This window comes from Providencia sp. PROV201 (genome assembly GCF_028479545.1).
In the GTDB taxonomy this organism is placed as follows: Bacteria; Pseudomonadota; Gammaproteobacteria; order Enterobacterales; family Enterobacteriaceae; genus Providencia; species Providencia huaxiensis.
Genome location: NZ_JAMPNW010000003.1, coordinates 1 through 17,322, shown reverse-complemented (window position 1 = coordinate 17,322; position 17,322 = coordinate 1). Strand labels below are relative to the sequence as shown.

The window sequence follows — 17,322 nt, the reverse complement described above, 5'->3', positions numbered from 1 at the left end:
AATTAGGAAAAATGAATGAACATAATTGAATGGGATGATTTTACCCGTGTTGAAATGCGTGTTGGGACTATTGTTAGTGCAGAAGTTAATATTAAAGCTAAAAAGCCCGCTTATATAATGGAGGTTGACCTCGGTGAATTGGGCATTAAGCGCTCAAGTGCACAGATCACCGTCAATTATACGCCTGAAGACTTGATTGGTAAGCGAGTACTGTGCGTGTGTAATTTTGAAGTAAAGCGTATAGCAGGCATTAAATCTGAAGTGTTGATCACGGGGGCGCCTGACGAAACGGGGGCGATTGTCCTTGCTGAATTTAACCTGCCTTTGCCAAATGGTGCTTTATTAGCATAATGCTCGTTATACTTCTAATACTCGTCATACTTCGTGTTATTGCGTTGTTGGCTTCACTCACTCGCTCAGTCACATACTTTTGTATGCCCCTAGGGCTTAATTTGTTTGCCGCCTAGCGATAACACGAGTTATTTAGAGCATTTAACGTTTTTGTTGCACTCACTTTCCTCAATAGGTGGCGCATTGGCATCACTGCCATTTATTAGTAAAAAGGTTATACTGCTATTATCTGTATCAGTAGGAGTGTGACCCTTTGCGATTGCCTGAACTTCATTTTCGCCAATATTCAGACGAAGTCATTTCTCATCAACATGATGGGCAGTGGCAAGTTGTGTTGTCGTTATCTGGGCAGATGGAAATCAATATGTACCGGCAACATTATCTATTAAATGCAGGAAAGGGGGTTGTGATCCCGCCTTGTGTGAGCCATGCATTTAGCGGGCAGCTAGGAAATCAAAATTATGTATTAGAAATGCCCGCCACAGCACAATGGGCATTGAGTGAAAAAATGACGGAGTTTACTCTGACGCCTGCCGCAATTGGCCTTTTGAATTGGTTGCAAAACTTCCCACAAGCTCCCGAACATAATTTTACGGTTGCCCGTCTATTATTGGCCCAGTTAAAATCTGAAAATAAATGGATTGATGAGCTTTCTCAATGGGTAGAACCGCGCCTACACCATCCTATTAGTTGTGAAGACATGGCAACTGCTTTTTGTATGTCAGTGAGTACATTGCAACGACGAATAAAAGCAGAAACACAATTAACAGCGATGCAATTTCTATTACAAAAACGAATGGAAATTGCAGGAAGCTTATTACTAACCAATACCTCAATAGAACAAATTGCATTATCTGTCGGTTATGAATCTCATTCGGCATTTAGCCAAGCTTTTCGTCGATTTTATGGCAGAACACCAAATGAATATCGAATTCAGGGCATTAACTTAGTACCTTGTAAAAATTAGCAGCTTTGCTAGCCACCAATCTTTACAATATTTGCTATCTACAGCATGCGGATCCCTTCAAATGGGTTCCAGTTATCCAATCCTTTGGTTTCTTTAATATAGTAAGCATAGTTGGCAACCATGGCCCACAGCGCTGACATACCGACAGATACCCCAGTAAAGACGGCGTTAGGAATTGTTCCGCCAATCATAAAATCAATAATATTCAAAACGAGAGCAACCCCAAGAGTGATACCAAGCATCACTAACCCTTTCTTCCAAAGCCCTAAAATGAGGAAATAAATAATACCGAAGAAAAAGGCAAAAATGTTCATATTAATGAGAATACGCTCACCGAAAGAGGCGGCTTTTAACGCTGCTTTGAATTCAGGCGTATCAGGAGCACCATGCTTATCGAAGAAATCGAAACGTTTTTGCCATTTATTAGAATATTGCTTCTGTTCCATTTTCCATCCCTTGCTTATTAATAAGTATAAAATCGGGATTGATAATACTTGGATAACCGCATAAAAAAGAGGTAAATAGTCTTAATGTGACTATTGAGGGATGTTTTTAATAATGTGTCAATCAAAGATAAATAAAGGAAAAATGATTAAGATAAATAGCAAATAGATGATGGGTTAATTTATTGGAAGGCTTGCCTACATTATTTGGTATTTGACTTATTGGTTATTTGTTCAGAAATTGCATTTGCATAGTTGCCATGTAAAAAATCAGTATTTACATTGGCTTGCTTGAGTTTTAGTTCGAGTAAAGCTAATTGCTTACTCATCGACGTATAATTGGGGTCGTCCACAGAGAGACCTTGTAGCATATGGCTTAGCGTTAGAGCATCTTTCCTTTGTTGTAATTCTACAGGTAAATAACCTGAGTTTTTTAATATGCGATATCCAGCCCTTAGCGCTGGTGGAACTAAACTGTCGTCTTCAAGCTGTAAAGCTTTCCCTTCACCATTTAAATTTGAAAGCTCCCCTTTATTCAGCGCCTCTTGAATATGGCGTTCTGCCCAAAGATCAATAACTGACATGATAGCGACTCCATGAGTTGATTTTTTACTATTATAGCCCCCCATATCAATATAAAGGAACCTGGTAGATTATTCTTTATTGCGTTTGTTATTCCGAGTTATTGGCAAGGTTTTATCGAGTATTGATAAATAAGGGGTTGGCTATTTTTATAAAATAAAATTGCTAAAAAATGGTATTTAATTAGTGATAAATGGCGGAAAAAAGCTAAGGATAATATGAAAATTGTTATGTTGACCACACTTATAGAAATTAATTTATCTTGTTTATTTTAGTTTTAACTATCAACTTTATATAAATTATAAATATTAACGACTAATTGAAATAAATCATTCTTAATTATGTTGAACTTTATATCTGATTTGTATGAATTTTGTTTATTTAAAATTATCTATTTGTAAATAGCAAAAAGCAAAAACATTGTGTAATGTCCGTTTTTCTTGTTTATAAGGAGAAAATATGGAACAAAAGAAGCAAGAGGGAAGCCGTTTTTTGCGAACGGTTGAGTGGCTAGGTAATGCACTACCACATCCCGTCATCTTATTTATTATTTTAATTGCAATTTTATTAGTTTCTTCAGCAATAGGTCAGTATTTCGGTGTCAGCGTGCCAGACCCTCGCCCAGAAGGGGCAAAAGGGCGTGCAGAAGACGGTATTATTCATATCGTTAGCTTATTGGATGCCGAAGGGATCCGAAAAATTATTGCTAACGTCGTCACTAACTTCACCGGTTTCGCACCATTAGGGACGGTATTAGTTGCATTATTAGGGGTTGGAATTGCAGAACGAGCAGGTTTGCTTTCTGCTGCCATGCGTTTGGTTGTAACCAAAGCCCCACGTAAATTAACGACAATGGCGATCGTGTTTGCAGGCATCATGTCAAACACCGCGGCAGAATTGGGTTATGTGGTACTTATTCCGTTAGCCGCTATCATTTTCCATTCATTAGGACGTCATCCTTTAGCTGGCCTTGCCGCTGCATTTGCAGGGGTTTCAGGCGGTTATTCAGCAAACTTATTATTAGGTACGGTTGACCCATTACTGTCTGGTATCACCCAGCAGGCTGCGCAAATCATTGACCCGACTTATATCGTGGGAGCGGAAGCGAACTGGTATTTTATGTTTGCGAGTACGTTTTTGATCACTATTTTAGGTTACTTGATCACAGAAAAAATTGTTGAGCCACAGCTGGGCCCATACACAGGTGGGGCAGTCGACGAAGATGAAAATAGCCTCTACGCCTCAGCAAATGTCACCCCGCTAGAGAAAAAAGCGTTATTTTGGGCATCGGTAACATTTTGGGGATTAGCCGCGATTTTGGCATTAATGGTGGTACCCGAAAATGGAATATTACGTAACCAAGATACTGGGTTAGTCAGCAACTCGCCTTTCCTAAAAGGCATCGTGGTGTTCATTTTTGTGTTCTTTGCCGTCCCGGGTATTGTGTATGGCTATATTGCTAAAACTATGCGCTCTGATAAAGACATTGTTGACGCAATGGCAGGGGCAATGAGTACTCTTGGCTTATATCTGGTTATCATTTTCTTTGCCGCACAATTTGTTGCTTTCTTTGGTTGGACAAATATCGGGCAAGTTATTGCGGTTAAAGGCGCCAACTTTTTAAATAGTATTGATCTCCACGGTGGCGTGCTATTTATTGGCTTTATTCTTATTTGTGCATTTATTAATTTAATGATTGGCTCTGCATCAGCTCAGTGGGCTGTCACCGCGCCTATTTTCGTTCCAATGTTGATGTTGGCCGGTTATGCGCCTGAAACTATTCAAGCAGCTTATCGTATTGGGGATTCGGTAACCAATATTATCACTCCGATGATGAGCTATTTTGGGTTGATTATGGCGATAGTGGTTAAATATAAAAAAGATGCAGGGATAGGGACATTGGTTTCAATGATGCTGCCATATTCCATCATTTTCTTCATTGGCTGGTCGTTGTTCTTTATAGTGTGGGTATTTGTATTGGGTATCCCTGTGGGCCCAGGCTCTCCGATATATTTCACGCCAGGAAGCTAATCATTGTACGTGGTATAGCCCGTCTCAAAGAGGGCTATATCTTTGAGTTTATCTCAGTATTAATGAAGGTAATGCTAAATAATTGATAAGTATGACTTTTTGCTTTAATCAAGCCCTTCCCACAAATAGTCTTTTAGTTTTACCTTATCATTCACGCTAAAAATAATCCCTTCATCTACAAGTGCTTGTTTATGGCGTAGATAGCATTCCCCCGTGACGGATAACTTCCCCTGACCATTAATAACGCGGTGGCAGGGTAGGGAACTGCCTGCTGGGATAGTCCGTATCGCTTGGCAAACTTGGCGTATATGAGCAGGGTAACCGGCCATTTTGGCGAGTGTTCCATAAGTAGTGACTCTTCCGCTAGGGATGCTCCCTATGAGGCTATAAATGATATCTCGAAAAGATGGCGCACTGTTCATGGTCACAGCCCTAATTACGATGAGTGTGTGTCGGCCTTATTATAAGGCGTAGGTGATATAAAACATTATTTTGTTCTAAGCTTATTTAGAGCGCAAGTGATTATAGAACTTAATGAATATCAATGAGATATGATTTTATCGGGAGATGCAAAGCAAAAACCCGCCTTTTGGGCGGGTTCTTTAAATAAGTGGTGCCGGACTCGGAATCGATTTTTTATTATAACTAGTTGTATTTAAATTCATTAATTGAATTTGATTTTATTTATACCCTCTTTTGTACCCTCGGTCCGTTTGGTAGGTTTTGTTGAGCACGGTTGGGGCGATAGAGCGCAGCAAATAGATTGGTTTTTTGCACAGATGACAGGTGTAATTATAACGTATTCGGATCCTTTTTAAGTATACATTTAATGGGGATCATGTTCATGTTAATTGTTTCTAGTATGAATCATGGTATTGCCAATTTGACATGTTTAATGATGTCTTATTGTGTCATTTTTGTTTAATTCCTCAATGTCTAATTCAGTTAAGATCCAACGGTTTGATATGTGCCATTGAATACTAATCAAAGTGGAAGTAGGCTTAATTTATCCATCCAATATAGGATAAACTCAAAGTGATCAGTACTTATTCAATTCAATGTTACACACATGACACACGCATAAGGGCCATCTCTGTCTTGGCGACGTTCAACATAAACAGCTAACACGCCACGACAATCTGGCACCTCCTTACCAATATAATGCTCGCTATTACCAACCCATTTATACTTTCCCCCACAATAACGAGCAAGGCGAGAGCCTAAATGTTGCTGATGGATCTTCATTGCTGCGGATTTACGGATGATATTCATGGTTCACCTCATACTAAGCCATGCTCAGCGAAAGAGAAGATTTGCTGACCACCGATGATCAGATGGTCAAGTACTCGTACTTCAATTAGCTGCAATGCTTTTATTAATTGTTGCGTGATAGATTTATCCGCTTGGCTTGGCGTGATATCGCCTGACGGATGGTTGTGTGCAAAGATAACGGCAGCAGCATTAAAATGAAGTGCTCGTTTGACGACTTCACGAGGATAAACCTGTGTGCTGCTAATCGAGCCAGCAAACAGGGTTTCACTGCTTATCAACTGATTTTGTTGATTCAAGTAGAGCACAATAAACGCTTCACGCTCTAATGCTGACATTTTTAGCCGTAACCAATCCCTCACATTTTGCGTTGATGTAAAAGCAATACCCGGTTCACGCAGATACTTATCCAGTATGCTCAACGCACGTTTGATAGTACGTTGTTCATTAGGAAGCAGTGTTAAGGTATTCGTATAAGTATTGATACTCTCCATCGTTAATATCTCCATCATTACGAGGCTAGTTGAAGCATATTTTCAGCCATCACCCACAAGGCTCGGTTAAGCTTCACATCACCATCAATCCCATTCACTGAACGCGTGCGAGCGCGTTTACCTTTCGCATTTCTGCCTGATAATCCCCCTTTAATTAAATTTTCTTGCAAACGTTGGTACACCGTCCAAAGATCGTCCTTCTTATCTTCTACACGGCGTGGCTGTAATACTTGTGCTTCGGTGATCGGCTGATGCGCTTCACCATAACGATATGTGAGAGCAGATTGAGCAAAGATGTGTTGGGCTGGTGGCGGTAATAATAGGGACTGCATGGCATCACGTTGCTCATCCATGCGTTCAAATAGCCCTAACACTTCATAAGCCCCTTTAATCACTTTTTCCACCACATCGCCCTTGTGCGGTACACGCACCTCACCAAAGGTTTGTCCGCAAATTAAGCAATTCTGACAAACGAATCGGAACATCCCCGGTAACATCTGATAACTCGATGAGCCATCATGACTATTGAGCAAGATAATCTCAGGCACTTGCTGACTGGTGATTTGACCTTCACGACGTAGACGTAACATATGCTTAGTATGATCACGACGGCTGTCATCTCGCACACGAGTCTGGCAAGCAAAGAACGGCTGAAAACCTTCTTTCTGTAAACTTTCTAATAACGTAATCGTAGGGATATAGCAGTATTTTTCACTGCAAGAGTTGTGTTTTTCTTCTGAAAACACACTGGGTACTGTGCGAAATAACTCTTCGGTAGTTAGCGGGCGGTCACGACGAATAGAGCAAGCATTGCCAAAACGGGAAGCTAAACGAGACATAGGGGTTCTCCTCAATAATTAAACTGATAAATAATTCGATAAATGGATTAAATGAAGATTGCTGGTGGGAGAAAGATAAAACCGTGACTGATAAATCAGTCTATAAGGCGAAAGATTTGTGCTTGCTCGGGATGTTGCATTGCATAGTCACGAAGTTGGTAAAAATACTCTACCAGCACAGAACTCTCGGTTTTAAACGACCAGATGCTATACACCATTAGACAAACTGCGATACCGGCTGCTTCAGGGCTTAACTCAGCTTCATTTCCGTTATGCGGGTTAAACATTTGCAGGGAGGTTTCGAGCATATCAGGCCAGATAAATGCGCCGCCATTAGACAGCATACTGAACTCCCAGAAAGCACCTTGATAGCGATTACAAAGCTTCGCCATCATGTTAAAGATATCGCCTTCAATACGTTGCCAGTCTGGCACAGTACTAAAGTAAAAACGCCAGAAGGTACTACGCCCACGGGAATTGACGAGGTTGGTTTTGATAACCGTTGATTCTTGCTCTTGTAAAGTAAACATAATAGAACTCCAATTCAGTCGATATTGATAGACAGTAATAAACAAAAAAGCCCTACACCTTGCGGTGCAGAGCTTTCTCGAAATGATAGGTATATTGAGTATCATTTTTAGTGACGCATTCTGATGATTGATTCACTAAAATAATATAGATATAAAAATAAATGTAAGTTAATTAATGGGTTAGTCTGATGATGCTTTTATAATGAATCAGATAATACGAAGGCGTAAATAAGGACGTGGTTAATCGATTAGATGGAAAATGGCGGAACGTTCTGGGTGTTGCGCCGCATAATCACGCAATTGATAAAAGCGATCGACGAGGATGTCACTTTCCGTTTGAAATGACCATAAACTGTACATCATCAAACACACAGCAATGCCTGCCGCTTCACAGCTAACGTTCGCTTCATTGCCATTATGCGGGTTGAATAGCGTAAGCTCCTCTTGATTCAAATCGGGATAAATAAAAGCGCCGCCATTAGATAAAGTGCAATATTCCCAATACCCGCCGTGGTAGTCCTCACAAAACTGGCCCATGGTAGTAAAAATCACCACTTCAAAGGTTGAAAAGCCTTTAACGTTGCCAAAATGAGTTTGCCAAAAATGCGTGCGCTGGCGGTTGGAAGCGGGTGTTGAGATGATGGGTTTAAGTGTCATAAAAAAGCCCTTTTGTGGATGTTACGAAATAAAAAAGGCAGACCGATTGGTCTGCCGTTATGTTGAATCTACATTGAAATAGTTGAGTTTTAGTGGTCACTAAATAGCCCGTTGAGTAGTCGTTCAATGGCTCCCCCCAATAAGGTTGTGCAAGTAAGCGTCGCCCCAAGTCGAGCCGCTTGAATTTCCGTGTCGGAATACTTGCCTTCAAGCGCAAGTTGTTCATTGACCGTCTTCTGGGCGTAGTAGGTGATAGACACCAGTGTCACAACACTCACAGAGGTGGCGATAAGTTTAAAAATGGACATAGATTACCCTTTAGTCAGGCGTTCATTGAATATGAACGCCGAATAGTGTGTGAAAACTCAGTATTGATATCGGGCGATATCCGGTTTTTGAAAGGATTGTGTTTGGTAGTAAAATAACGCTTTTGCTATTCCGTTAATAATTTGAGGGGTTTCAAGTTTACCTTGATACGCCCATGCGACGGCATCTGTTCTTGCTAAACGGCTCAATGTTTTTTCCATCATAGGGGTAAAATCCTCCTGCCCTTGTTTATCCTCTAGGTTATACAGAACATGCGTTAGAACAGGCTTTTCAGGGTTAACGAGGCTCCAAATAAAAACTTGGGTGATTGACCAGTCGTGTGCATTTTGTTGTGCACGTTTTAGGTCTGTGATGTATTGCTCCGTGATTTGAATGGCTTCATTTTGCTGGTGTCTAAATTGTGTTAACGCATTGGCATTGTGTTGCTGAAGCTCAGAGACCTTTTTCCGGAGCATTGCCTCGACATTTTCTGTTTGGTTTAACCACGGTAATAAATACAGGCTAACATCAGGGGCGCGGTCATTCAATGTCTCCGTTAACGTATTCCACGCTTTAAGCTGGCGCTCGGCTTCCTCTGACGGAGTATAACCGGCATTAAATGCAATCGGTGTCGTCATTGCATAGGGCTGGTCAACATTGCCTCTGAGCAATGACCAGTCATGTCGGGACAGTGTTGTGATGAGCTGTAAAACCTGTGTAAGCCTCTGCTCCTCAAGGGTTGAATCTGTTTTCGGTGTTTCCGCATTGGCAAAGCGCGGTATGAATTTAGTCATACCGTCTATTGCCGTTTGATACCAGTTATTTAAATCGTGGTTAATGGCGTTTTGTAATGCCCCTTTAGCTAACTGACACTTATAGACCACCAAGGGCCTTTCTTGTTCATCCGTTAAGGTTTCCCATGTTGGCGAAACACAATCTTTACGATGGTTGAGTACCCCACCGAGTGTGACACTGCGGTCGTAATCATAAATCAATCCTTGAACACGCAAAATGTCTTGGGAAACAGTCTTAGCAGTCGTTGAGGTTGCATCATCACATCCCAGCAAGAGTGCGCTGCTGATGCAGACGGTATAAAAAATAGTTTTCATCTTAATACCTTATAATTTAACGAGTGATTGAATATATTGGTAATGGGGCAAGGCTTGAATAAACGCCTCTTCACATAACCGTTGGTTGAGGTCTTCACGATAACGAAAGCCCCGCGCCGTCATGACCACGTCTTGCAAGGCGATCACATCAAAGACATGAATGTGCTGCGCGATATCAGCGGCGAGATACCAATGACCGTGGTAATAAATCAACTTATACGGGGCGACGTTCGTGATGCTTTTTCCTTGGTGGGTAAATTGCAGTAAACGCCGTTTCACAATAGCTTGTGTGAGGACATAAAATCCCCCAAACAGCGAAGGACGCTGCTTAGGTGGTGTATGGTAGACAATGAACGGTGAATCAATCGTCGGGTCGAGCAGAACCGTCAGCAGCTTCCTGTCTAAAGCCGGAAACAGTGAGGTGACATGCGTAATGGCGGCAAAGCGCAATATGTCCTTATCGGTACGAAAGGGACGCTGTGATGCTGCCAATCGATAGCCACCTTGGTGATATTCCAAGTCCAGATATTGAAGGCGCTCATTAAAGTCACGCCGTAGGGTACGAGTCGAGACATTGAGCTCTTCTGACAGCTCGGATAAATAAACGGTTTCTCCTCGAAATAATTGACTGATAATAAACGCCAACCGAGACGCAAGCCGGTCATGGCGAGACACAGATGTCGACATGATGTTGTCCTTATTAAAATAGCTCCGGCAAGCGGATAAAATGGGAGTGGTGGGCCTTATTGCGATAAGGCTTTTTGTCGTAAGTACGCCACAATGATGCAGGCGGGGACGGTGACGCGATAAGCGGGTCCCGCTAAGTCAGCGACAAGCCATGCCGAGCTCACGGCAAGACCAATCGGCCCAGCAATCAAGGAAAGTGCTCGGTGTGCGGCAAAGAGTGTACCAATGGTGGCAACCCCGCCGAGCGCATTAATCACACCAATGGCTGAGAGTGTTGCCACTTCCAGAGCAGCAATGCCTGAGGTACGGATAGCCGCTTGAACCGCAATCAAAATCAATTGTGGCGTGGGGTTGGTGAGGTTAAGTTGCATATCACGAGAGAAGGTTTGTAGCTCTTCTGTGGTCAGCTCATTTAAGCTTTTTTCTAATACTTTCAATAACAAATTTAATTCTAAGGTTTCGGTATTACCCTCCTTTGGATAATTGACATCAAGGTGGTCACAGACATCTTGTAAAATTTCACGGTACAACACGCCTTTATTACCTCGAACGAGACTCATCAAGCTGTTAGCCCCAAAGGCTTGCAGCTCAGCCGCAATCGACATCCAATATTGTTGGTGTTCAGGGTGATAGAGTTGATATTCAGGTGAGCTGGTCAAGGTTTCAGTCCAGCGTTTTTGCCCGTCTTTGCTGTCGTGAGTTAGGACGGATACAAGTAAGCCCAGTTCTTCGTTACTGCATTCACGTAAAAACGCTAAATCGGTATCTAATCGGTAAGTTGCCATCAGTGTTATTCCCTAGCTTGAAAAAGAGAACACCACGATAACAACCTCACCGGACAGGTTATGTCCGGCTATTTGACTTTTTTTCGGGGGAAAAATGAAGGGAAATGACAGGACGTGTCACAAAAGAGTTATATCATTTTGATATGTATGCTATTTTCATATGTCATAACAGTACTGTATATTTGAAATTTTCTTGAGTTAACACCAACTTAAAAGACTGGGATAAACCAACCATGAGGAAATTCTAAATAACTAGTCTATTATGCTCATCATTTGCGACCGTGATATTCTTTCTCAATCAGCTCCGTAACCATATCAACAATGGACTTATTGTAGGCTTGGGCCAACTCATCCAAGTGATTTTTTACATCAATATCCAACTCACAATTTAATATTTTTATATTGTTTCGTCCTTTACGATATGCACGTTGTCTCCACGCTTTTTTCATATCCAATAACAACATTTTTCTCTCACTATGGTGTCTAAAATGCCAAGAGCGCAGTACGGCATAAATAACTAAGGGTAATTCCCCTTCACCACTTGGATTAAATAATTCAAGAGTATTAATCCCCCCGTAACTACGCTCAGCTCTTTCTTTATCATTATATTTTTTTAAGTATTCCCATGTCCAAATAGCCGCATCTCTTCCTCCATCGCTTAACCAAGTCATCTCTTTGACATTTTGAGACTCCTCATTCCATTGCGCCTTAATTTCGTCCATCAGCATTTTTTTTGTATTGCGCTGAAAAACCGCGCAATTAAAAAAATAGGTAATCGCTTTGAATCTATCTATATGTGATAATTGAACAGGTTCAATGCGAAGTAATTCAAACCAATTTCTTGGGACATCATCATTATATTTGGATAAATAAAATCCTGATGCCGCTCTATCAATATCGAAAGCATATCGACGATAAAATCCCGAATTATCACCACTATTAAATAACACTCCCCAAATAAAAGCGCATGCATTTTCGTCATTAAAAAACCAAGAGAAATCAAACTCCGGTAATACATTCCTCTCCGTTACATCCATTGCTGAGAAAAGATATTCCTCATCTCGATAATCTCTTCTTTCGAGAAGATAATTTAACGTATCTTTAATTATTGTGAAGTTATTTACATCTAAACCGGGTGTATTCAGATGCTCAAGGTATCTACTTCCGAGCAAAACTCTAATAAAGAAAAGTGCCTTTATTCCATTTTTATTTTTTATTAAGTTGTTGATGTATGATTGAATGACCATCTAAAACTTGCCTTCTACGTCGTAGTGTATGTGCGTTTATTATGAATCTATTTTTATTTTTTTTATGTGACGTTGTAGGCATATCAGTACAAAAAAGATGAAAAAGGGAAGGTTATTTGTTGTAGGGATGTAGTGAAAAAAGGCGGTGATTTATCATTGAATGGATAAAAAGGAGCCTGTTATCGCGAGAAGTAACGTGAATTTTCGCTTGAAAAAAGGACTAACTTTTCAATTCTACTGACTAAGCCATTGTAGTGTTATTTTATGTATAGGGTATGCTTTTGTATTTAATTGACCTAAAAGTAACCATATCAAAACTAGGATTGTTTATTATTATATTATAACTATATTAACTATGATAATACTCAATTTATCACCTTATAATTATACACTACGTTTTTCATTATAGTAGCAAACACAATGCTTACGATTAATTGTCTACTAAGTATACACCGCTTACTCTTATTGTACAGTCTTTAAACCAATTACTCCGCTGGAATAATAACGTATTCAAATAGTGATTACTGAACCCTATTTTTACATTAAGCGGTAAATAGATGCTCGTATTTAATAAATAACACAAATCATATCAACAACGGGTAATTAGAGTTCTACTGACAGTAATCACCTTTACATACGGCTTCCTCATTATCTGAAAATACTGATTAAGGAGCACCGTAAAATACTAATCTTGTTAAGCGACTGACTCGTTATCATTATCGGCCCTTACTTTTCATTAGCGATTAGGACTGATACCCATTAAAAATTAAAAATAACTCTCTTGCCTGATGATACGAACCTTTATTCGATCACAGGCAAATAAAATGACAAATCGAGCACTACACTTAAATCAAGTTGTTCTCTCAACCACGTTTGAACATGACTGTTTAACGCTCACTCGAGACCACTCACTGCGTGAGCTGGTGTCTCTACTCATGGGTAATATTAAACACCTTTCAAAACATCTAACTCATAAATTAGATTTATATAAAGGCATTCCTTTGTCGCCTGAAAACCCACGCTTAAAACTCACCTCGGCATCCCCCAAAGGTGAGCTCTTTTTAGAAACGCTCAAGTTCACCCGTTACATTCAATCAATGAAAATATCGCAAATACAGTGCTTGCATCCCACTCTTGTGCTCTTGGTCTCTCTTGTTAACAAATACCGTCTGAGTGAGATACTGATAGACAAAGATAAATACTGGCTGGCTGATACCCCTGAACACGTTCAGTGGATTAACGAGGCCTTTCATGAGTTCCAAAGCACGTTAAAGAGCCCTGACTACAAAAAGCAAGTCCGAATCTTCGAGCAAGGCGCTCAGAAGAACTACCGACGAGCTCAGCAATACATTGACTCGTTGTATCAACGTTACTCCAAACTGCTAGTTGTGCGTGTAGACCTGTCTTACAAAAGTGGTATTTGCCATAGAGTTAAAGCTCATCACCTTCGTCAGCATCGCCAAGCCCTGTACAAAGCCATTAATAGCGACCCACTCTTTTCACACTGTGTCGGGTATATCTTTAAATTGGAATTCGGTATGGAAAAAGGCTTCCACTACCACGCTTTGTTTTTCTTTAACGGTCAAAAAGTGAGGCAGGACATCACGCTGGGTAAACTCATTGGTGAACTCTGGCAAGAACGTATTACAGAGTGGGCGGGTTTGTACTTTAACTGCAATTACCAAAAAGAAAAGTATCGTGAACTGGGGATTGGTTTACTAAAACGTACTGATGCGGAGAGTAAGAAAGGGTTACTCAATGCGGTAAGGTATTTATGTAAAGCCGATGCATGGGTCCGTCTGGCTGTGCCTGAACTTAAACGCACCTTTTGGCGAGGCGAAATCAAACCGAGAAAACGCCAGTAGTTAGCAACCAAATTATTTTTTACACATCCGGTTAATGATGTGGAGTGATATCCACATCCCATTTTTCGATATCGCTCCTGCTTTTTATCCACATTAAAAACAGGAGTTTTACCATGAGCACGCAAACTGAAAATATTGCATTACTTGATGACCAATTTATCGACATGAAATTTATCACCGCACTAACGGGGTTAACGGATAAGTGGTTCTACAAATTAATCCAAGAGGGTGAGTTCCCCAAACCCATCAAGTTTGGTCGCATGTCGCGCTGGTTAAAAAGTGAAGTCGTACAGTGGTTACAAGCACGCATTGATGAATCGAGAGGAGCCAACACAAATCTTGAATCCTAAGGCGCTAGAGCTAGTCGCCGTGCATTTTCCATAGCATACCCACCCAATTACCCACCAACTCAATTTCAACCACACCTGGTGCGATTGAATGCGCTCTAGGCAAAGCGACGCCCTAAACATACGAACCTGGCTCGATACGCATGCAGGCACAGCTCAGTGGTCTTCTAAGTTTCAAGGTGGGTTGCCGAGTGTGGATCCTGAATGTTGGGTACTCAGAACGTTTAGTTTAAATTTTACAGAAGGAGCACACCCATGCTTAAATTACATGAAGTCAAAATGTCGCTAGCCTTAACGCAGAACAATCGTTTCGCGGGAGCCACCCAAGAACCGAGTTATTCACGAGAAAACTATTACTGTGCTCACTGCGGTGAGCCCGTCACACTGCACAAGACGCCAACGGAGTCATGGTTTACCCATTCAGATCCTCAGAGCGCAGAGCACTGTCCGCGGGTCATCAGTAAGATCAAGAGCTTAGAAGACAAGGCACGACTGAGCACACAGGTTCGATCAGTTTCACCAATATTAAAGGTCACGGATTGGTTTTGCGTGCAGTGTCGTGAGTATTTTACAAACAATCAAAAATGTTGCCCGAAGTGCCATGAGGGGATTTGGTGTATTCCAGCGGAGAATGTAACAGAGGAACATCAGCCTAAAACAGAAAAATCGTTTCCATTATGACCTTTTAATGCTCATGGTGTTAGGTTAATCAATCACGCTTTCGCTAAATGTGACCACGGTACTGCCACCAAAATTAAGTGAACTATATCTAGCGTATTGTAAAACCTGACCTTAAAGGGGGGGAGCCCTCAGAAACACAGTGGCATAAAGTATGTGACACCTCAACAGAGATACTGCGGCAAGGATAATGAAATTCTCCGACAGCGTATGCAAGTCTATCGTCGCGCTCAATTGAACCATCCAGGCAGATGGAGTCGGCAGACAAGAGACTGGAGTTATATCGATGAAGTGTACTTGAACCCTGAAAAGTGTGCAGCGTAACCATTAACGTTGCCAAATTGTAAAAAAGACGACAACTTGCTTGAAAAACAGCGTTATTGGGTGATCTCCATTCATGAAAATACGCAGAATACCAGTTCTACCATGCTAGGTACCAGTTCGTACTATGCTGAAGAAGCTCGTTCATAGTTTCTCACAGATAGCAACATTAAGACGAACAAACTCATCCCACGAAAGAACATCAGCTAGTTTCGCTCGGTAATACTCTTCAACCCGGCAAACCAGCGGACGGGTTGTATAGATTGCGCACAGATGGGTCCCTTCAACGAAATGGTGGCAAACTCCATCCCCGCGATCAAGGAATGCAGTTTCAGTGCTAGCGCTCACCCTGCGGCAACACTTGCCGCAGGCATTGCACGGAAAAGGAGTGAGTAGTGGCTCACTCATGCAACATCACTCAATTGTAATAATAAACGCTGCGCTTCAAGTTGTGCGTCACCTATGGACTGGTCTTGACTGCTAGCGATACGAGAAACTTATCCACATTCTCAGAAGGTCTGTCTCATTCTGGATGGGAGCCTCACCACACTCACTCGCAAAGCGACGAATGGAGTTTTTACCCATTAAGGTATTGAGTCTGTCCTTAAATCCCTTCTGGGGTAGGTTTTTAGAGCGTGTTTATCTTTGTAGTGCATATTTCAATCGACTCACATTGGGAGCCACATGATTGAAAATGCTAAAGCAACAACACTTTCATAATTTCGGGCTAATTTGTCATACCGAGTCGCCACCGCTCGATATTTCTTTATTTTTAGGAAGGCATTTTCAACTAAATGACGATATCGATATAAGCACCAATCAATATCTTTATTCCCTTGTTTACTATTCCCTTTTCTTGGGATGACATGCTGACCCCGACGGCTTTTTATCAACTGTCGTAAGGCTTCACAGTCATAGCCTTTATCTGCAATAACAACTTCGGCTTCCGGTGAAGAGGTAACCAATGTTTCTGCATAACTCACATCATGGGCTTGCCCACCTGACAATTCAAAATGAACCGGAAGACCACTGCTATCTACCGCTAAATGTATTTTAGTTGAGTTGCCGCCTCGACTTTTGCCTATAGCCTGCTTTGAAGCATCTTTAACGTTGGCTCCATCTTGATGCGTTTTCACGATACTGGCATCAATAAATAGCCACTGAGGATCATTGAAGCGAGATAGAAATTGGAAAATTTCCATCATCACGCCTTTCTTTGACCAAAGGTTAAAACGTCTAAATACCGTATTCCATTCACCAAATTGACGAGGTAAATCGCGCCATGGAATGCCTGTTCTTATTCGGAATAAAATACCTTCAAGGGTCATTCTATGTTCTGGTTTGTTATAAATACGTCCGGTTAGGTGCATGATTTTTGATAGTAACTTCCAGCTATCATCTGTTAACATAAGTCTCGGCATTTGGGGGTGTTTTTTTGATTTTTGGCGAAACCATTATAACAGCCCCATTTGCTGTCTGCTTTTTATACCGAAAAGATCAACACGCTCTAGTCTGATTTATAGATAATTTGCTTAAAAACTATCTTTCTCAAGTTTATTTAGATATAATACCCCAAAATTATTAGAGTTAATTAAGAATAATCAGTGAACTGGTAGCTGTAAGCCCGGGGCGGTAGCGTACAAAAATTATGTGATAACTACTTCAGTGTCTGTTTTCTATGATTAAAATTCGATTCATTATTCCAAAATGAAAATATTAGTTACTGGTGGGGCAAGCTTTATTGGTTCAGCAGTTATTCGCTTTCGCTGAATTACTAATAACATCAATGACACCTTTATTAATGTTGATAAATT

21 protein-coding genes are annotated in these 17,322 nt (G+C 41.0%); 6 read left to right on the top strand and 15 right to left on the bottom strand.

The genetic code is table 11. The annotated features are described in order from the left end of the window. The first annotated feature begins 15 nt into the window (after window positions 1-15). A complete protein-coding gene (locus PR809_RS03385) occupies window positions 16-351 on the top strand; it encodes a tRNA-binding protein (RefSeq protein WP_102138021.1) in 336 nt (111 codons plus the stop codon). Between the two features lie 253 nt (window positions 352-604). Further along, window positions 605-1,318: a helix-turn-helix domain-containing protein gene (locus PR809_RS03380; RefSeq protein WP_206276459.1), complete on the top strand. Its 714-nt coding sequence runs from the start codon at window positions 605-607 to the stop codon at window positions 1,316-1,318. 38 nt (window positions 1,319-1,356) lie between these two features. Here PR809_RS03380 and PR809_RS03375 read toward each other — a convergent pair whose 3' ends face one another. Continuing rightward, complete coding sequence (locus PR809_RS03375; protein WP_102138019.1) at window positions 1,357-1,764, bottom strand: DUF2628 domain-containing protein; 408 nt, start codon at window positions 1,762-1,764, stop codon at window positions 1,357-1,359. A 200-nt stretch (window positions 1,765-1,964) separates the two neighbouring features. After that, window positions 1,965-2,345, bottom strand: coding sequence for a DUF1992 domain-containing protein (locus PR809_RS03370; RefSeq protein ID WP_206276458.1), 381 nt, complete (start codon window positions 2,343-2,345; stop codon window positions 1,965-1,967). A gap of 457 nt (window positions 2,346-2,802) precedes the next feature. Here PR809_RS03370 and PR809_RS03365 point away from each other — a divergent pair, with 457 nt between their 5' ends. Further along, entirely contained in the window at window positions 2,803-4,374 is a 1,572-nt protein-coding gene (locus PR809_RS03365) for an AbgT family transporter (protein ID WP_102138017.1), read from the top strand. Between the two features lie 104 nt (window positions 4,375-4,478). On the opposite strand, the gene PR809_RS03360 is transcribed toward PR809_RS03365, so the two are convergent. The 11 genes from PR809_RS03360 to PR809_RS03310 form a co-directional block, all read right to left on the bottom strand. Next, on the bottom strand, window positions 4,479-4,796 hold the full coding sequence (locus tag PR809_RS03360; RefSeq protein ID WP_195697779.1) for an MGMT family protein: 318 nt from the start codon (window positions 4,794-4,796) through the stop codon (window positions 4,479-4,481). A gap of 628 nt (window positions 4,797-5,424) precedes the next feature. After that, window positions 5,425-5,646 carry a DUF987 family protein gene (locus PR809_RS03355; protein ID WP_094963069.1) on the bottom strand — a complete coding sequence of 74 codons (222 nt, stop codon included), beginning with the start codon at window positions 5,644-5,646 and terminating at the stop codon, window positions 5,425-5,427. 8 nt (window positions 5,647-5,654) lie between these two features. Continuing rightward, window positions 5,655-6,137 (bottom strand): JAB domain-containing protein, encoded by a 483-nt coding sequence (locus PR809_RS03350; protein WP_101495227.1) that lies wholly within the window; start codon window positions 6,135-6,137, stop codon window positions 5,655-5,657. Between the two features lie 17 nt (window positions 6,138-6,154). Then, entirely contained in the window at window positions 6,155-6,976 is an 822-nt protein-coding gene (locus PR809_RS03345) for a DUF932 domain-containing protein (RefSeq protein ID WP_272524448.1), read from the bottom strand. A 95-nt stretch (window positions 6,977-7,071) separates the two neighbouring features. Continuing rightward, window positions 7,072-7,506 (bottom strand): antirestriction protein, encoded by a 435-nt coding sequence (locus PR809_RS03340; protein ID WP_272524447.1) that lies wholly within the window; start codon window positions 7,504-7,506, stop codon window positions 7,072-7,074. 240 nt (window positions 7,507-7,746) lie between these two features. Further along, window positions 7,747-8,163: an antirestriction protein gene (locus tag PR809_RS03335; RefSeq protein ID WP_094963071.1), complete on the bottom strand. Its 417-nt coding sequence runs from the start codon at window positions 8,161-8,163 to the stop codon at window positions 7,747-7,749. 89 nt (window positions 8,164-8,252) lie between these two features. Continuing rightward, window positions 8,253-8,471, bottom strand: a complete 219-nt coding sequence (locus tag PR809_RS03330) for a hypothetical protein (protein WP_272524446.1) — start codon at window positions 8,469-8,471, stop codon at window positions 8,253-8,255. A gap of 57 nt (window positions 8,472-8,528) precedes the next feature. Next, window positions 8,529-9,578, bottom strand: a complete 1,050-nt coding sequence (locus PR809_RS03325) for a hypothetical protein (RefSeq protein WP_272524445.1) — start codon at window positions 9,576-9,578, stop codon at window positions 8,529-8,531. 9 nt (window positions 9,579-9,587) lie between these two features. Beyond that, the gene (locus tag PR809_RS03320; protein WP_071547779.1) at window positions 9,588-10,265 is read right to left on the bottom strand and encodes a helix-turn-helix transcriptional regulator; all 678 of its coding nucleotides are present in this window, start codon (window positions 10,263-10,265) and stop codon (window positions 9,588-9,590) included. 56 nt (window positions 10,266-10,321) lie between these two features. Continuing rightward, window positions 10,322-11,050: a DUF3944 domain-containing protein gene (locus PR809_RS03315; RefSeq protein WP_071547780.1), complete on the bottom strand. Its 729-nt coding sequence runs from the start codon at window positions 11,048-11,050 to the stop codon at window positions 10,322-10,324. A 269-nt stretch (window positions 11,051-11,319) separates the two neighbouring features. Beyond that, on the bottom strand, window positions 11,320-12,297 hold the full coding sequence (locus PR809_RS03310; protein ID WP_206276454.1) for a hypothetical protein: 978 nt from the start codon (window positions 12,295-12,297) through the stop codon (window positions 11,320-11,322). An 824-nt stretch (window positions 12,298-13,121) separates the two neighbouring features. Between PR809_RS03310 and PR809_RS03305 the strand changes: the two genes are divergently transcribed. The 3 genes from PR809_RS03305 to PR809_RS20105 all read left to right on the top strand — a co-directional run bounded on the left by PR809_RS03305 (window position 13,122) and on the right by PR809_RS20105 (window position 15,190). Further along, on the top strand, window positions 13,122-14,162 hold the full coding sequence (locus PR809_RS03305) for a YagK/YfjJ domain-containing protein (RefSeq protein ID WP_272524444.1): 1,041 nt from the start codon (window positions 13,122-13,124) through the stop codon (window positions 14,160-14,162). Window positions 14,163-14,275: 113 nt separating this feature from the next. Continuing rightward, the gene (locus PR809_RS03300) at window positions 14,276-14,512 is read left to right on the top strand and encodes a helix-turn-helix transcriptional regulator (RefSeq protein WP_272524443.1); all 237 of its coding nucleotides are present in this window, start codon (window positions 14,276-14,278) and stop codon (window positions 14,510-14,512) included. A gap of 252 nt (window positions 14,513-14,764) precedes the next feature. Beyond that, complete coding sequence (locus tag PR809_RS20105; protein WP_442959981.1) at window positions 14,765-15,190, top strand: putative zinc ribbon protein; 426 nt, start codon at window positions 14,765-14,767, stop codon at window positions 15,188-15,190. A 462-nt stretch (window positions 15,191-15,652) separates the two neighbouring features. Here the strand turns inward: PR809_RS20105 and PR809_RS03295 are convergent, their stop codons facing one another. After that, a complete protein-coding gene (locus PR809_RS03295) occupies window positions 15,653-15,916 on the bottom strand; it encodes a YkgJ family cysteine cluster protein (RefSeq protein ID WP_336298712.1) in 264 nt (87 codons plus the stop codon). A 260-nt stretch (window positions 15,917-16,176) separates the two neighbouring features. After that, window positions 16,177-16,929, bottom strand: a complete 753-nt coding sequence (locus PR809_RS03290; protein ID WP_272524441.1) for an IS5 family transposase — start codon at window positions 16,927-16,929, stop codon at window positions 16,177-16,179. Window positions 16,930-17,322: the final 393 nt, after the last annotated feature.

Excerpts from the sequence above, each read along its gene's own strand:
- PR809_RS03375 (WP_102138019.1), bottom strand. The coding sequence starts at position 1,764 with ATGGAACAGAAGCAATATTCTAATAAATGGCAAAAACGTTTCGATTTC.
- PR809_RS03360 (WP_195697779.1), bottom strand. The coding sequence starts at position 4,796 with ATGAACAGTGCGCCATCTTTTCGAGATATCATTTATAGCCTCATAGGG.
- PR809_RS03320 (WP_071547779.1), bottom strand. The coding sequence starts at position 10,265 with ATGTCGACATCTGTGTCTCGCCATGACCGGCTTGCGTCTCGGTTGGCG.
- PR809_RS03335 (WP_094963071.1), bottom strand. The coding sequence starts at position 8,163 with ATGACACTTAAACCCATCATCTCAACACCCGCTTCCAACCGCCAGCGC.
- PR809_RS03290 (WP_272524441.1), bottom strand. The coding sequence starts at position 16,929 with ATGCCGAGACTTATGTTAACAGATGATAGCTGGAAGTTACTATCAAAA.
- PR809_RS03370 (WP_206276458.1), bottom strand. The coding sequence starts at position 2,345 with ATGTCAGTTATTGATCTTTGGGCAGAACGCCATATTCAAGAGGCGCTG.
- PR809_RS03315 (WP_071547780.1), bottom strand. The coding sequence starts at position 11,050 with ATGGCAACTTACCGATTAGATACCGATTTAGCGTTTTTACGTGAATGC.
- PR809_RS03340 (WP_272524447.1), bottom strand. The coding sequence starts at position 7,506 with ATGTTTACTTTACAAGAGCAAGAATCAACGGTTATCAAAACCAACCTC.
- PR809_RS03365 (WP_102138017.1), top strand. The coding sequence starts at position 2,803 with ATGGAACAAAAGAAGCAAGAGGGAAGCCGTTTTTTGCGAACGGTTGAG.
- PR809_RS03345 (WP_272524448.1), bottom strand. The coding sequence starts at position 6,976 with ATGTCTCGTTTAGCTTCCCGTTTTGGCAATGCTTGCTCTATTCGTCGT.
- PR809_RS03305 (WP_272524444.1), top strand. The coding sequence starts at position 13,122 with ATGACAAATCGAGCACTACACTTAAATCAAGTTGTTCTCTCAACCACG.
- PR809_RS03330 (WP_272524446.1), bottom strand. The coding sequence starts at position 8,471 with ATGTCCATTTTTAAACTTATCGCCACCTCTGTGAGTGTTGTGACACTG.
- PR809_RS03310 (WP_206276454.1), bottom strand. The coding sequence starts at position 12,297 with ATGGTCATTCAATCATACATCAACAACTTAATAAAAAATAAAAATGGA.
- PR809_RS03385 (WP_102138021.1), top strand. The coding sequence starts at position 16 with ATGAACATAATTGAATGGGATGATTTTACCCGTGTTGAAATGCGTGTT.
- PR809_RS03350 (WP_101495227.1), bottom strand. The coding sequence starts at position 6,137 with ATGGAGAGTATCAATACTTATACGAATACCTTAACACTGCTTCCTAAT.
- PR809_RS03325 (WP_272524445.1), bottom strand. The coding sequence starts at position 9,578 with ATGAAAACTATTTTTTATACCGTCTGCATCAGCAGCGCACTCTTGCTG.
- PR809_RS03355 (WP_094963069.1), bottom strand. The coding sequence starts at position 5,646 with ATGAATATCATCCGTAAATCCGCAGCAATGAAGATCCATCAGCAACAT.
- PR809_RS03295 (WP_336298712.1), bottom strand. The coding sequence starts at position 15,916 with ATGAGTGAGCCACTACTCACTCCTTTTCCGTGCAATGCCTGCGGCAAG.
- PR809_RS20105 (WP_442959981.1), top strand. The coding sequence starts at position 14,765 with ATGCTTAAATTACATGAAGTCAAAATGTCGCTAGCCTTAACGCAGAAC.
- PR809_RS03300 (WP_272524443.1), top strand. The coding sequence starts at position 14,276 with ATGAGCACGCAAACTGAAAATATTGCATTACTTGATGACCAATTTATC.